At 69.0% G+C, this 14,273-nt stretch carries 13 protein-coding genes, 1 pseudogene and 1 riboswitch; of the genes and pseudogenes, 3 read left to right on the top strand and 11 right to left on the bottom strand.

Annotation, left to right across the window (positions count from 1 at the left end):
* The 3 genes from ACE2AC_RS12090 to ACE2AC_RS12100 all read right to left on the bottom strand — a co-directional run bounded on the left by ACE2AC_RS12090 (position 1) and on the right by ACE2AC_RS12100 (position 2,870).
* Positions 1-615: a (d)CMP kinase gene (locus ACE2AC_RS12090; protein ID WP_375687385.1), complete on the bottom strand. Its 615-nt coding sequence runs from the start codon at positions 613-615 to the stop codon at positions 1-3.
* Between the two features lie 20 nt (positions 616-635).
* A complete protein-coding gene (gene aroA / locus ACE2AC_RS12095) occupies positions 636-1,991 on the bottom strand; it encodes a 3-phosphoshikimate 1-carboxyvinyltransferase (protein WP_375687387.1) in 1,356 nt (451 codons plus the stop codon).
* Between the two features lie 162 nt (positions 1,992-2,153).
* Entirely contained in the window at positions 2,154-2,870 is a 717-nt protein-coding gene (locus tag ACE2AC_RS12100) for a tRNA (guanine(46)-N(7))-methyltransferase TrmB (RefSeq protein WP_375687389.1), read from the bottom strand.
* Positions 2,871-3,065: 195 nt separating this feature from the next.
* On the opposite strand from ACE2AC_RS12100, the gene ACE2AC_RS12105 reads away from it, so the two are divergent.
* Positions 3,066-3,491 carry a DoxX family protein gene (locus ACE2AC_RS12105; protein ID WP_375687391.1) on the top strand — a complete coding sequence of 142 codons (426 nt, stop codon included), beginning with the start codon at positions 3,066-3,068 and terminating at the stop codon, positions 3,489-3,491.
* 52 nt (positions 3,492-3,543) lie between these two features.
* Here the strand turns inward: ACE2AC_RS12105 and ACE2AC_RS12110 are convergent, their stop codons facing one another.
* Positions 3,544-4,869 (bottom strand): CoA transferase, encoded by a 1,326-nt coding sequence (locus ACE2AC_RS12110; RefSeq protein WP_375687393.1) that lies wholly within the window; start codon positions 4,867-4,869, stop codon positions 3,544-3,546.
* Between the two features lie 75 nt (positions 4,870-4,944).
* Here ACE2AC_RS12110 and ACE2AC_RS12115 point away from each other — a divergent pair, with 75 nt between their 5' ends.
* A complete protein-coding gene (locus ACE2AC_RS12115; protein ID WP_375687394.1) occupies positions 4,945-6,102 on the top strand; it encodes a citrate synthase in 1,158 nt (385 codons plus the stop codon).
* 64 nt (positions 6,103-6,166) lie between these two features.
* Here ACE2AC_RS12115 and metK read toward each other — a convergent pair whose 3' ends face one another.
* The 4 genes and pseudogenes from metK to ybeY form a co-directional block, all read right to left on the bottom strand.
* A complete protein-coding gene (gene metK / locus ACE2AC_RS12120; protein ID WP_375687396.1) occupies positions 6,167-7,348 on the bottom strand; it encodes a methionine adenosyltransferase in 1,182 nt (393 codons plus the stop codon).
* A 6-nt stretch (positions 7,349-7,354) separates the two neighbouring features.
* Positions 7,355-7,403: riboswitch (SAM-SAH riboswitch) on the bottom strand.
* 33 nt (positions 7,404-7,436) lie between these two features.
* A complete protein-coding gene (gene lnt, locus ACE2AC_RS12125) occupies positions 7,437-8,954 on the bottom strand; it encodes an apolipoprotein N-acyltransferase (protein WP_375687398.1) in 1,518 nt (505 codons plus the stop codon).
* The gene (locus ACE2AC_RS12130) at positions 8,947-9,861 is read right to left on the bottom strand and encodes a hemolysin family protein (RefSeq protein ID WP_375687400.1); all 915 of its coding nucleotides are present in this window, start codon (positions 9,859-9,861) and stop codon (positions 8,947-8,949) included. Before ACE2AC_RS12130 ends, lnt begins: the two co-directional genes overlap by 8 nt.
* 39 nt (positions 9,862-9,900) lie before the next feature.
* A pseudogene (ybeY, locus tag ACE2AC_RS12135) lies at positions 9,901-10,391 on the bottom strand (rRNA maturation RNase YbeY).
* A gap of 48 nt (positions 10,392-10,439) precedes the next feature.
* Here ybeY and ACE2AC_RS12140 point away from each other — a divergent pair.
* Positions 10,440-10,787 carry a hypothetical protein gene (locus ACE2AC_RS12140; RefSeq protein WP_375687401.1) on the top strand — a complete coding sequence of 116 codons (348 nt, stop codon included), beginning with the start codon at positions 10,440-10,442 and terminating at the stop codon, positions 10,785-10,787.
* Here ACE2AC_RS12140 and ACE2AC_RS12145 read toward each other — a convergent pair whose 3' ends face one another.
* The 3 genes from ACE2AC_RS12145 to miaB all read right to left on the bottom strand — a co-directional run bounded on the left by ACE2AC_RS12145 (position 10,788) and on the right by miaB (position 14,168).
* On the bottom strand, positions 10,788-11,804 hold the full coding sequence (locus ACE2AC_RS12145) for a PhoH family protein (protein ID WP_375687403.1): 1,017 nt from the start codon (positions 11,802-11,804) through the stop codon (positions 10,788-10,790).
* A gap of 504 nt (positions 11,805-12,308) precedes the next feature.
* Complete coding sequence (locus tag ACE2AC_RS12150) at positions 12,309-12,626, bottom strand: hypothetical protein (protein ID WP_375687405.1); 318 nt, start codon at positions 12,624-12,626, stop codon at positions 12,309-12,311.
* Positions 12,627-12,848: 222 nt separating this feature from the next.
* Positions 12,849-14,168, bottom strand: coding sequence for a tRNA (N6-isopentenyl adenosine(37)-C2)-methylthiotransferase MiaB (miaB, locus tag ACE2AC_RS12155; RefSeq protein WP_375687407.1), 1,320 nt, complete (start codon positions 14,166-14,168; stop codon positions 12,849-12,851).
* Positions 14,169-14,273 lie beyond the last annotated feature (105 nt).

A 14,273-nucleotide genomic window follows, 5' to 3' on the forward strand; every position in this document is an offset into this window, starting at 1 on the left:
TCAGGCCGCGGGCAGGCGTGCCCTCACGGCCTCAGCGGCGCGGGCCACGGCATCCTCGATCGACAGCGCCGTGGTGTCGAGGACCAGCGCATCAGCCGCCGCCACCATCGGCGCGGCATCGCGTTCGGCATCCCGCTTGTCGCGGGTCCGCAGGTCGGCCAGCACTTCGGCCTCGGTGATGTCGTGGCCGCTCTCTACGAGTTCACGCCAGCGCCGCCCGGCCCGCACCGCATCGGACGCGGTGACGAAAAGTTTCACCTCGGCCGCGGGGCAGATCACCGTGCCGATGTCGCGCCCGTCCAGCACCGCGCCACCATCGCGCCGGGCAAAGCCGCGCTGGAACGCAACCAGCGCCGCCCGCACCTCGGGGATCGCGGCGACCTGGCTCGCAGCCTGCGCCACCTCGGGCGTGCGCAGGCCGTCGGCGGCCAGGTCCTCGGCCCTCAGGTCCCGCGCGGCGTCGATCGGCGCCTCGCCGGCCAGCACCCGCTTGCCGGTGGCGCGGTAGATCAGCCCGGTGTCGAGATGCGCAAACCCGAAGAGCCCCGCCACCGCGCGCGAGATCGTGCCCTTGCCCGAAGCTGCCGGCCCGTCGATTGCCACGGTGAACTGCATCGGCCTCGCCCCCGCTCCGGTCACGCCCGGTTGACCCGCACCAGCGACGCGCCCAGGCGCTGCATCAGCGGCTCGAACACGGGGAACGACGTCGCGATCGGCCCGGCATCGTCCACCGTGACGGGTCGCTCGGTCGCCATCCCGAGGCAGAGGAACGCCATTGCGATCCGGTGATCCAGCCGGCTCTCCACCGTCGCGCCCCCGGTGACGCCACCGGGCCCACGCCCCTCGACCGCCCACCAGTCCTCGCCCTCGTCCACCGCGACGCCGCAGGCCCGCAGGCCCACGGCCATCGCGTCGATCCGGTCGCTTTCCTTGACGCGCAGCTCCTTCACGCCCGGCATCTCGGTCCGGCCCTCGGCAAAGGCCGCGACCACCGAAAGCACCGGGTACTCGTCGATCATGCTGGCCGCACGCTCGGGCGGCACGACGATCCCCTTCATGTCCGGAGAGAAGCGGGCGCGCAGGTCGGCGACCGGTTCGCCGCCCTCTTCCCGCGGGTTCTCATAGGTCAGGTCGGCGCCCATCTCGCGCAGGGTCTCGTAAAGCCCCGCCCGCGTCGGGTTCAGCCCGATGTTCGGCACCAGCACGTCCGAGCCTTCGACGATCAGCGCCGCGCAGACCGGAAAGGCGGCGCTCGACGGGTCGCGCGGCACATCGACGGTCTGACCCATCAGCTCCGGCTGCCCCTTGAGCGTGATCACCCGGCCCTCCGGCAGCACCTCGGTCGTGACCTCGGCACCGAAACCGCGCAGCATCCGTTCGGAATGGTCGCGCGTGGCCTCTTTCTCGATCACCACCGTCTCGCCCGGCGCGTTCAGCCCCGCCAGCAGGACGGCCGATTTCACCTGCGCCGACGGCACCGGTGTCGCGTAGCGGACCGGCACCGGGTCGGCGGCGCCCAGGATCGTCATCGGCAGGCGGCCGCCCGCGCGGCCATAGGCCCGCGCCCCGAAGAGCGCCAGCGGATCGGTCACCCGCGCCATCGGCCGCCCGTTCAGGCTCGCATCCCCGGTGAAGGTCGCGGCGATCGGCGAGGTGGCCATCGCGCCCATGATCAGCCGCACGCCGGTGCCGGAATTGCCGCAGTCGATCACCTGCCCCGGCTCGGCGAAACCGCCGACGCCCACGCCGTGCACGCGCCATTCGCCGTCGCCCAGCCGCTCGACATCCGCGCCGAAGGCCCGCATCGCCTTGGCGGTGTCCAGCACGTCCTCACCTTCCAGGAGCCCGGTCACGCGGGTTTCACCGACCGAGAGCGCGCCAAGGATCAGCGACCGGTGCGAGATCGACTTGTCTCCCGGCACCTCTGCCACGCCCTTCAGGCCCGCTGCCTTGCGTGCCACCATCGGCACCGGTTCGCCATGCCCGCTCATGCCCGTCTCCCTCGGTTGTCCCCGGCCTGATACCGCAGGCTCACGCCGCCGTCCATCGCGCCGCGCCCCGCTTCATCTTGTCGGGAAAACTCCCCCGGAGGGCCGCCATCCGCGCGCGCCCCACCTGCCCGGGATCCCGCGCCCGGACTCAGCCCGGCGTCGTCACCCGGCCCGCCGGAAGGTCAGGTAGTGCGGCATCCGACCCTCGCGCAGCGCCTTCTGCTCGTAGCGCGTCGAGATCCAGTCGTCCCACGGCCTGCGCCAGTCGGCAGGTCCCTCGGCCAGCCAGTCGAAACCCTGCGGCGGCACCTCTTCCAGCGTCTGGCGGACGTAGTCGGGAATGTCGGTCGCCACGCGGAAGATCGCGCCAGGCTTCAGCTTGCGCGCCAGCGGTTCAAGGTAGTCGGGCGTGACGAAGCGGCGGCGGTGATGCCGCTTCTTCGGCCAGGGATCGGGATAGAGCAGGAAGGCGCGCGACAGGCTGCGGTCGGGCAGCACGTCGAAGAGATCGCGCACATCGCCGGGATGCACGGCGAGGTTCCGGGCCTCCGCCTCGCGGATCTTGCCCAGCAGCATGGCGACGCCGTTGATGTAGGGCTCGCAGCCGATGATACCCACCCCGGGGTTCTGCACCGCCTGGTGCACAAGGTGTTCGCCGCCGCCGAACCCGACTTCGAGCCAGACGTCCCTGTCGCCGAAGAGCGCGTCGAGGTCGAGCGGCGTGCGGTCGGGGTTTTCCTCCCACCCGACGGCGCCGGGCGACAGCGCGGCGAGGTCCTCGTCAAGGTAGACCTCCTGCGACTTGCGCAGGCCCTTGCCCTTGAAGCGGCCGTAGAAGTTGCGCCAGGGGGCGCCCGAGGGGTGGCGATCGTTGTCCATGGCGCGCCTTTAGCCGCAGGTGCGCCGGGGATCAACCGCGCCGCGGCGGCGCGGGCGTACCCGGCCCGCCTGCGCGCCCCTGCACAGAATATGTCAGAAATTGGCGAATAGCGCGGTCAGCGCACAGCTTCTAGGTTTCCCGCCACACCGGCGCCGCTGGCGCTGCCGATCCTGATCCATACCGAAGAGACCGCCATGACCACCGATTCCACCATCTCCCGCATCGCCGCACCGCTTGGCCGCGTGCTGCTGTCCCTCATCTTCATCATCTCCGGCTTCCAGAAGATCACCGGCTACGCCGGCACCCAGGGCTACATGGACGCCATGGGCGTGCCCGGCGCGCTGCTGCCGCTCGTCATCCTCGTCGAACTGGGCGGCGGTATCGCGCTGCTGCTTGGCTGGCAGGCCCGCCTCGCCGCCTTCCTCCTCGCCGGCTTCTCGATCCTCTCGGGCCTGATCTTCCACCTGATCCCCGGCATGGGCATGGAAGGCATGGAGGCGCAGATGCAGACGATCTCGTTCATGAAGAACGTTTCGATCGCCGGCGGCATGCTGATGGTCGTGGCCCTCGGCGCAGGCCCGGTGTCGCTGGGCGCCTCGCGCAAGGCCGCGCTGGCCTGACGACCGGCCAAACGGAAATGGAGGGGCCCCGCATTGCGGGGCCCTTTCCGTATCACCACCGTGCCGGGTCGCGCCGCAGCGGGTGCGCCGGGTAGCGCCAGACCGGCAACGCACCGTTCAGCGTGACCGGGAAGGCCACCCGCCGGGCGGCGCCCCAGCCGGTCTCCTCGATCCCCGGGGCCAGGTCGTCGCCGGTGCCGGGCGACAGTTTCGCCGACAGGTCCCCCGCCCCGGCCGAGACCAGAAGCGCCGCCGTCCGCGCCAGCGACAGGCGGGCGCGCATCACCTCGCCGGTCGCGGCGCGGCGACGCAGGGCGCGCAGGACCGCCGCCGCCATCAGGTAGCCGGTCGCATGGTCGAGCGCCTGCACCGGCAGCGGCACCGGGCGCGCGGCACCGGCCCGGCGCATCCCCTCGGCCGCGATGCCCGAGCTCATCTGCACCAGGCTGTCAAAGCCGCGCCGTCCGGCCCAAGGCCCCTGCCAGCCATAGGCGTCGAGCGTAACCTCGACCGCCCGCGGCGCGAGGCGGGCGAGCGTGTCGGGACCGTAGCCAAGCGCGGCGAGCGCGCCGGGGCGGTAACCATGCACGAAGACGTCGGCCCCTTGCAGGAGCGCCTCGAAGGTCGCGCGGCCTTCATCGGTCTTCAGGTCCAGCCCCGCCAGCCGCTTGCCCAGCGTGACCTCCATCTCGACCCCCGGCTCGTTCCAGCCGGGCGGGTCGATCCGCAGAACGTCCGCGCCGAACCCGGCCAGGAAACGGGTCGCGACCGGCCCCGCGAGCACGCGGGTGAGGTCGAGCACCTTGAGCCCCTGCAGCGTGGCCGCGCCGCCGCCCTCTCCCCTGACGCTCCAGCCGATCAACGGGTCGGCGGCCACCGCGCGACCCTGCGGATGCGCCGCCCAACCGGCCATGTCGTGCATCGCCGCCGCGCAGCCGCCGGCCGCGACGACCGCGTCCTGCAGCGCTGCCCCGGGCCAGTCCCGCACCGTTTCGGCCACGGCATCGCGGGTCGCGTCGCACCCGAGGACCGACAGGGCGGCCGCGCGGTGGTGCGGGGCATTCGTGTGCAGGCGGATCCAGCCATCCGCCGTAGCGTAGTCGCCCGCGACCGGATCCCAGATGTCAGGCAGGCTCCAGCCCTCGGGCCGCAGGGACGCGCCGAACCAGATCAGGGCGCGGCGCTGGTGCACTGCCACCGTGCCCGCGCCGGTCAGGGCTGCCAGTTCCCGCGCCGCCGCGCCGACCGAGGCCGTGGCGAGGCCCGCGACGTCGAAGTAGGAGGGCAGCGAGTCCGCACCCTCGTGCCGCAGCGCCACCTCGGGGGTCATGTCCGTGCCGAGGGCTTCGTCGATCTGCCGGGTGAAGGGGTTTGTCATGATCCGTCTCCGCGTCGTTCGGTGGCAGATAAGACCCGCGTTGACGACTTCGCAATCTTGATAAAGATAATCAATATGACTGACCCGGACTGGATCGACGCCGATGCCGCCTGCGCCCTGCTCGGGGTGCGGCCCCAGACCCTTTATGCCTATGTCAGCCGCCGCCTGCTGCGGGCACGCAGCGATACCGCCGACGCCCGCCGTAGCCTCTATGCTCGCGCCGATGTCGAGGCGCTGGCGCGGCGACATAGACGGCCGCGCGCCCGGGCCAGCATCGCGGCGCAGTCGATCCGCTGGGGCGAGCCGGTGCTGGAAACCTCGATCTCGGACATCCGCGACGGCACGCTCTACTTCGGCACCCGCGCCGCGGCGGACTGCGCCGCGACCATGGGACTTGAAGAGGTCGCCGCCCATCACTGCCATGTCGCCGACTTCACCCCGCCGCGCCGCCTGCCCCCGCCGCCGCCGGGCGACACGCCGCTGCACCGGGCGCTGACCCTGCTGGCGGTCGAGGCCGCGTCAGGCGCACCGATGCGCGGGCGGCAGGCAGGCGAGATCGCGTGCGACGGCGCGGCGCTGATGTCGCGCATCGCCGACGCGCTGATCGGGGCGGCGCACCCCGGCCCGATCCACGACCGGCTGCGGCAGGCCTGGGGACTGGATGCCGAGGCCGCCGATACCGTCCGCCGCGCGCTTGTCCTGCTCAGCGATCACGAACTGAACCCCTCGACCTTCGCGGTGCGGGTCTGCGCCTCGACCGGGGCGAGCCTGGCCGCGGCGATGCTGGCGGGCCTGACCACGCTGACCGGGCCGCTGCACGGTGGCGTCGCGCCGATGGCACGGGCGGCGATCCGCGCGTCCGAGCGCGGGCCGCGCGCGATCGAGGCGTTCATCGGTGATCATGCCGAACCGGGGCCCTATGCCTATGGCCTTGGCCACCCGCTCTATCCCGCGGGCGACCCGCGGGCCACGGCGCTGCTGGCCCGGATGCCGCCCGACGCGCCGGTGCTGCGGCATGTCCGGCGCCTGTCGGACCGGCTGGGGCAGCCGGCAAACGTGGACATGGCGCTGGCCGCCTGTGTCGCGCAATACGACCTGCCGCCGGACGCGGGCTTTCGCCTCTTCGCGATCGGGCGGCTGGCCGGCTGGATCGCCCATGCGATCGAGCAATCCGTCACCGGCAAGATCATACGCCCGCGCGCGCGTTTCGCGCCGCACGGCGCGGCGGGCTGACGCGAAACGCAGACGGGCCGCCCGAGGGGGGCGGCCCGTGTACACAGTGGCTGGCTGAGGCGTTTCAGACCGCTTTCTTCAGCGCCTCGACCAGGTCGGTCTTTTCCCAGGAAAAGCCACCGTCGGCATCCGGTGCGCGGCCAAAGTGGCCATAGGCGGCGGTTCGCTGGTAGATCGGCTTGTTCAGTTCAAGATGCTCGCGGATGCCGCGCGGGGTCAGGTCCATGACCTTGGCCACGGCGCGCTCGATCTCGGCCTCGTCGACCTGGCCGGTGCCGTAGGTGTCGGCATAGATCGACAGCGGCTTGGAGATCCCGATCGCGTAGGAGAGCTGGATCGTGCACTTGTCCGCCATGCCCGCCGCCACGACGTTCTTGGCGAGGTAGCGCGCGGCATAGGCGGCCGAACGGTCGACCTTGGTCGGATCCTTGCCCGAGAACGCGCCGCCGCCATGCGGGGCCGCGCCGCCGTAGGTGTCGACGATGATCTTGCGCCCGGTCAGGCCGGCATCGCCATCGGGGCCGCCGATCACGAACTTGCCCGTGGGGTTGACCCACCATTCGGTGTTGTCGGTCAGCCAGCCGTCCGGCAGCACGTCGCGGATATAGGGTTCGACGATAGCGCGGATGTCGTCGCTGGACTGATCCTCGTCGCGGTGCTGCGTGGACAGGACCAGCTGCATCACCTCGACCGGGACGCCGTTTTCATAGCGCAGCGACAGCTGGCTCTTGGCGTCGGGGCGCAGTGTCGGTTCCGCGCCGCTCTTGCGGGCCTCGGCCAGGCGCTTGAGGATCGCGTGCGAGAACTGGATCGGGGCCGGCATCAGGGCGTCGGTCTCGTTCGTGGCATAGCCGAACATGATGCCCTGGTCGCCCGCGCCCTCGTCCTTGTTGTCCTTGGCATCGACGCCCTGCGCGATGTGAGCGGACTGCTTGTGCAGCAGGTTCGTCACCTCGCAGGTTTCCCAGTGGAATTCGTCCTGCTCGTAGCCGATGTCGCGGATACAGTCGCGGGCGATGCCCTCGACCCGGCCCATCATCTCCTTCAGCTTCGCCTCGTCGGCCAGCCCGATCTCGCCGCCGATGACGACGCGGTTGGTGGTGGCGAAGGTTTCGCAGGCCACGCGGGCGTGGGGTTCCTCGGCAATCAGCGCGTCCAGAACTGCATCTGAAATTCGGTCGCAGACCTTGTCGGGGTGGCCCTCGGAAACGGATTCCGAGGTGAAGATGTAGTTCTGTCGTGTCATGGGAAATGCTCCATTAAGTTTCGCCTGCCACGCCAGGAAGCCGTTGTGACAGGAGTGCAACCGTGGTTACGACCGGGCGGTCCTAGGGTCAATGGTCCGATAGGTGCAATTGGCGGCGACGCAGGGTCAGTGCCGCCAAAAGCACACAAATCGTCAGCAAAAACACGGGCCACCCGCCGATCCGGGCATAGAGCGTCGGGGGCGCGGCAGGCGGGCGCGGCTGGTCGATGAACCCCGCCTCGCCCAGAGGGAGGCTGGCCAGCACGGTACCGTCCGCCGCGATCACCGCCGAGATGCCTGTGTTGGCGACGCGCACGAAGGGCAACCCCTGTTCGACCGCCCGCAGCCGCGCCTGCGCCAGGTGCTGGTAGGGGCCCGAGAAGGTGCCGAACCACGCATCGTTGGTGATCTGAAGCAGCATGTCCGGACGCTCGGCCACGCCGCCGATCTCGCGCGGGAACACCGCCTCGTAACAGATGAGCGGGATCGCCCGCCCGGCCGGGCCGAGGTCGATCACCTGCGGGCCGGTGCCCGGGGTGAAGCCGCCGAAGCGGTCCACCATGGGCGCAAGGCCCAGCCGCGCCAGCAGCGGGCCCATCGGCAGGTACTCCCCGAACGGGACAAGGTGGTGCTTGTCATAGACCGCGCCGACGTCTCCATCGGGCTGCACCACGGCGAGGGTGTTGAAATAGTTGCCGTCTTCGCGCCGCTCGATCCCGACCACGCTGGTCGCGCCGCCCGCCTGTTCTGCGATCACCTCCCGGATGCGGAGCGAATCGTCGAGGAAGGCGGGCACGGAGGTCTCAGGCCAGATCGTCAGGTCGGCGGCGGGCGTGGCGGCGGAAAAGCCGGTCATCCGGTCGAAGAAGACGGGGATCATCCGGGGATCCCATTTCTCGCGCTGCGGGGCGTTCGGCTGCATCAGGCGCAGCACCGGCGCATCCACAGCCACCTCACCCGGGCGCGGCGCGGCCGCGGGCGCGGCCAGGATCAGCCCGCCCAGAACGAGGACCAGGGGAAGGCCCGCCCGCAACGGCTGAGCCGGGACCAGCGACAGCATCGCGGCCAGCGCCCAGACGAGGAAGGTCAGCCCGTCCGGCCCGATCCATGCCGCGAAGGGCAGGAAGGGCGATCCGATCAGGACATGACCCGTGAGCGCCCAGGGAAAGCCCGTCATCACCACGCTGCGCAGCATCTCGGCCAGTGTGATGGCGGCGACGAAGGCCGGCAACCGCATCGGCCCGCGCGGGGCAATCCACTGCGCCAGCAGGAACCCCGCCCCCCAGAAAAGCGCCAGCCCCGCCGCCATGAAGATCAGCGCAAAGGGCGCCATCCAGCCGTGGCGGGCAATGTCGATCAGGAACGGCTCGACGATCCAGTGCAGCGCGACGGCGAAATAGCCGGTGCCCGCGGCCCAGCCCAGCAGGGCGGCGGCGCGCGGCGTTGTGGCGCGGTCGAAGCACCAGACCACGCCCGCCAGCGCAAAGATCGCCAGCGGCCACAGGTTGAACGGTGCGAGGCCAAGCGCGGCCACCGCACCGAAACCGGCGGCCAGGGCCGCCTGTCGCCAGCCGGGTCGGGCCACGGCCCGAAGGGTTTCAGGCATCCTCGAGTTCGGGCTGCGCCAGGCGCACTCTCAGCCGCTTGATGCGGCGGGGATCGGCATCGATGACCTCGAATTCATGCCCGGCGGGGTGTTCCACCACCTCGCCCCGCGCCGGCACCCGGCCCGACAGCATGAAGACCAGCCCGCCGAGGGTGTCGATCTCTTCCTCGTCGACGCTGTCGTCGGCGGTCAGGTCGACGCCGGTCTCGGCCTCGAACTCGTCCAGCGGGGCCTTGGCGAGCACCAGCCAGGACCCGGATTTCTCCTTGGTCCAGAGCGCGTCTTCCTCGACGTCGTGCTCATCCTCGATCTCGCCGATGACCTGTTCGATCAGGTCCTCGATCGTCACCAACCCGTCGACCCCGCCGTATTCGTCGATCACCAGCGCCATGTGGCAACGTTCCTGCTGCATCTTCTGCAGCAGCACCCCGATCGGCATCGAGGGCGGCACGAAGAGCAGCGGGCGCAGCAACGCCTTGATCGAGAACCGTCCGCCCGCGCCGTTGAACCCGTGCTTGAGCGCGAAGTCCTTCAGGTGGATCAGCCCGATGGGCGTGTCGAGCGTGCCCTGGAACACCGGAAGCCGGGTCATGCCGGATTCGCGGAACACCTTGACCAGGTCGTCACGGTTGATGGTCGAGGGCACGGCCACGATCTCGGCCTTGGGGACCGAGACGTCTTCGACCCGCATGCGGCGCAGGTTGACCATGCCATGCGCCGGACGTGGCACATCGCTGGCCGGCGTGTGGAGGGTCGGCACGTTCGCGGCATCGGGGCCGCGACCGAAAAGTTTGGAAAATATGCCACGACGCGGGGCCCTTATGGGGGCCGGCATCGGCTCTATCGTCTTGCCTTGCGGCAGCGCGCCCTGCGCTGCGTTCAAAGACCCGTCAGTGGAGTTGCCCATTGGTCCTTTCCGGTGCAATCGGGCCGCAATGCCCGACGATCAGTCATATGGGTCTGCAATACCCATCTTGCCAAGTATGACAGTCTCTAATTGTTCCATCAAAGTGGCATCTTCGTCACGAACGTGATCGTAGCCCAGCAAATGCAAAACTGCATGAACGATCAAGTGGGTCGCGTGATCCTTGAGCGGTTTTCCCCCTCCCCGGCCTCGCGCGCGCATGTCTCGTAGGCGATGGCGATGTCGCCCAGTTCCGGGTCGAACCCGTCGGGCTGCTCGGGCGCCTCGCCTGCCACCTCGGCCCCGCGTTCCTCTGACGGCCAGGACAGCACGTTGGTCGGCGTCGGCTTGTCGCGGAAATCGGCGTTCAACGCCGCGATCCGCGCATCGTCGCAGGCCAGAAGCGAAACCTCCCAGTTATCGGGGTCGAGACCCAGGTGCCGCAGCGTGGCCGCCGCCGCCGTTTCGGCCAGCGGTTCGATCCCGGCCTCTTGCCAGCGGGGATCCTCGATCAGACAATCAACCAGACTCATGGGCGCGCCTTTACCAGTCCTTTCGGGCCTTCGGAACGGGAGAATGCAATGCAGACGTCGGAGACCATCGCCGCGATCCTCGGACCGGTCATGTTCGCCGTCGCCATCCTCGAGTTGGTGCATGCCCGCATCTGGAAGGACGTGCCGCCGGCCATGACCTTCCTGAACGGGATGATCCTGATGACCGGCGGCCTGACGGTGCTGGTGTTCCATTCCGGCTGGGCGGCCGACTGGACCGCCCTCGTCACCCTGTCGGGATGGGCCCTGCTGATCGCAGGCCTCGCGCGCATGGCCTTTCCCGACGCTGTCCGCACGGACACCCCGGCGGTGATGTACCCGGTGACCGCGGGGGTCGCCCTGATCGGCCTGGTCCTTGCCGTTCAGGGCTGGGTCTGATCAGCCGATCGGACCGTCGGCGTCGTAGGCCTCGATGATCGCGGCGACCAGCGGGTGGCGCACCACGTCCTTGGCGGTGAAGTAGTTGAAGCTGATCGCCTTCACGTCCTTCAGGATGCGCTCGGCATCCGCCAGCCCCGAGGTCACGCCGCGCGGCAGGTCGACCTGGCTGCGGTCGCCGGTGATCACCATGCGAGAGCCTTCGCCCAGCCGGGTCAGGAACATCTTCATCTGCATGGTGGTCGCATTCTGCGCCTCGTCCAGCACGACGAAGGCGTTCGCCAGCGTCCGACCGCGCATGAAGGCCAGCGGCGCGATCTCGACCCGCTTTTCCTCGAACATCTTCTGCAGGGTCTTGGCCGGCAGGAAGTCGTTCAGCGCGTCATAGAGCGGCTGCATGTAGGGATCGACCTTCTCCTTCATGTCGCCGGGCAGGTAGCCGAGCTTTTCGCCTGCCTCGACCGCCGGGCGCGACAGGATGATCCGGTCGACCATGCCCTCGATGAACATCGACACGCCGACCGCCACGGCCAGGTATGTCTTGCCGGTGCCCGCCGGGCCAATGCCGAAGGCCAGTTCGTTCTTGAACAGCGATTTGACATAGGCCTTCTGCGCGTCGGTGCGCGGCTCGACCATCTTCTTGCGCGTCTTGATCTCGACCGGGCCGTCGCCGAACATCTCGAACTGGCTGCCGTCGCGGGTCGCGCGGGCCGGGGCCGGATCGCTCATCCTGAGCTCGCGGTCGATGTCGGCCGGGCCGACCTCGCGCCCCGCTTCGAGCCGGGCGTAGAGCGATTTCAGCAACGCGATCGCCTGGTCGGCCGCCGCCTTGTCCCCGATCGCGACAAGGTGGTTGCCGCGCCGGAGGATCTGGACGGAAAGCTTCTGCTCGATCTCGGCCAGGTTGCGGTCGTATTCGCCGCAGAGCGCGATCAGCAGGTAGTTGTCGGGGAAGTCGACCTGGACTTCGGCGAGGGGGGTGTCATCGGTGGGCTGGGGCAGCACGGTGGTGGCCAATCACGTCTCCTGCAGGATTGGGGTGAATCGAGGGTGCCGGGCACCTGATCCGGGCGCAGATGTCATTCCGGTTTCGCGCGCCCGGAGACGAAAACGTGCCGCAGGCGGATGGGCCGGCGGCACGATGGAATGTCTCGGATCGGAACTGAACGGCCGAAGGTCATCCGTCATGCGCAACGCCTTTCTGCCATGGTCCCGCGAAGGGGCACGGCGTTGCGGTGCATGGTGGTCTTCGTCACGTCATGGTCCTGGTCAGTTCCCTGCCCGCCGGCACGGCCGGTCCGGGCTGTCTTGCTGGGACCAGTGTAGGACAAGTCGGACCAAAGGGAAGTAAACTTTTCCCGACAGTCCGCATCAGGCCCCGCCCTGCCGACATATCCGGCACAGTCGGAGCGCCGGAACAAGAACGGGCCGCCCCTGCGGGCGGCCCTTTCAAGCCGACAACCGGACCGCTGGATGCGAGAAGGCCCGGCGTCAGACACGCACTTGGGTGTGCAGTGTGCCTCAGCGTTTGCGGTACTCGGGCGAGTCCGCGTAGATCCGCTTCATTTCCGATTTCAGACCCTCGGGGTTGAACACCAGCGCCTCGTCGCGGCAGACCCGTTCGGCGATCGCGTGCGAGGTCGGGTAATCGTAGCCGAGCGTCACCAGGCTATCGACGAACTTGGCGTTCGGACGGTCCCAGATGACTTCCTTCCAGGGGCCCCGGAAGCAGCTGACATAGATGGTGTGATCCTTGAACTTGTAGGCATAGGCCGTTCCGGCGAACACGGGCGCGGCAAGGCCGGCGAGGGCGATGGCGCCGATCAGCAGTTTCTTCATGTCTCGTTCCCTTCCAACGCGAGATACCGGGCAGGCCGGACCCACATCCTACGTCGTCGGGCGGGCCATTTCGTGGCAGCGCCGGCGCGTCTTTCGGGGATACTGCAGGCAGTCTTCCGAAAAACCCAAGATTTTTCGGCTTTTGTGGGTCAATCGGAAACAAAGCCGCATTCCGGCCACAATTGGCGGAATGACCTGTCCATTCGCGGTCGCAGGTGCCTGTCAGGCCAGCGTCCCGGCGAGGGAGTTCGGCGCGCTCGATGCGATTCGGACCTGCCGCATCTCGCCCACGGACACGTCGGGCGCATCGACAAAGACCGAATGCAGGTAGTCGGATTTGCCGACCATCTGCCCCGGCAGGCGGCCGGGCTTTTCGAACAGAACGCCGACGGTACGGCCGACCATGCCATCCTGCGTCTCGCGCTGCTGGCGCGTGATCAGGGCCTGCAGGCGCTGCAGCCGGTCGTCGGCCTCGTCCGCGTCGACCATCGGGCGTTCGGCGGCCGGCGTCCCCGGACGGGCCGAGTACTTGAAGCTGAAGGCCGAGCCGTAGTGCACCGCATCGATCAGATCCATCGTGGCCTGGAAATCGGCCTCGGTCTCTTCCGGGAAGCCGACGATGAAATCGCCCGAGATCAGGATGTCGGGCCGCGCCGCGCGGATCCGTTCGATCAGGCGCAGGTAGCTTTCGGCGGTGTGGCGGCGGTTCATGCGCTTGAGGATGCGGTCGCTGCCGGACTGCACCGGCAGGTGCAGGTAGGGCATCAGCTTGCGACATTCGCCATGCGCGGCGATCAGGTCCTCGCCCATGTCGTTTGGGTGGCTCGTGGTGAAGCGGATGCGTTCGAGCCCGTCGACCTTGTCCAGTGCCCAGATCAGGCGCGCCAGGCTCCAGGCGTCGCCGTCCGGCCCCGCCCCGTGGTAGGCGTTGACGTTCTGGCCCAGCAGCGTGATCTCGCGCACGCCGCGTTCGACGAGGTCGCGGGCCTCGGTCAGGATGCGGTCGACCGGGCGGCTGACCTCGGCCCCCCGGGTATAAGGCACCACGCAGAAGGCGCAGAACTTGTCGCAACCCTCCTGCACCGTCAGGAAGGCGGTCGGCCCGCGCCGAGCCTTGGGGCGCGACTTGAGCTTCTCGAACTTGTCTTCCTCGGGGAAATCGGTGTCGATCACCTTGGCCGTGCCCGCCGCGCGCTCCATCTCGGGGAGGCGGTGGTAGGACTGAGGGCCGACGACCAGGTCCACCATCGGCTGGCGGGCGATGATCTCGGCCCCCTCGGCCTGGGCCACGCAGCCGGCGACGCCAATCTTGAGGTCCGGCTTCTCGGCCTTCAGCCCCTTGAAGCGGCCCAGTTCGGAGTAGACCTTTTCGGCCGCCTTTTCCCTGATGTGGCAGGTGTTCAGCAGGATCATGTCGGCCTCGTCGGGGGACCCGACCTCGATATATCCATTCCCGCCCAGAGCCTCGGCCATGCGCTCGCTGTCATAGACGTTCATCTGACAGCCGTAGGTCTTGATGTAGAGCTTTTTCGGCTCGCCCATGCGTGGCCTCCGAGATGCGGGTTCAGGGCGTTTGACTACACCATTCCCGGCCAACCTTGCAATGCGCGCGCGGCCGGTCAAACTGGCCCGCGGATCACGGGGACG

Origin of the sequence: Pseudooceanicola sp. LIPI14-2-Ac024 (genome assembly GCF_042188925.1) — a bacterium.
Lineage (GTDB): Bacteria > Pseudomonadota > Alphaproteobacteria > Rhodobacterales > Rhodobacteraceae > Pseudooceanicola.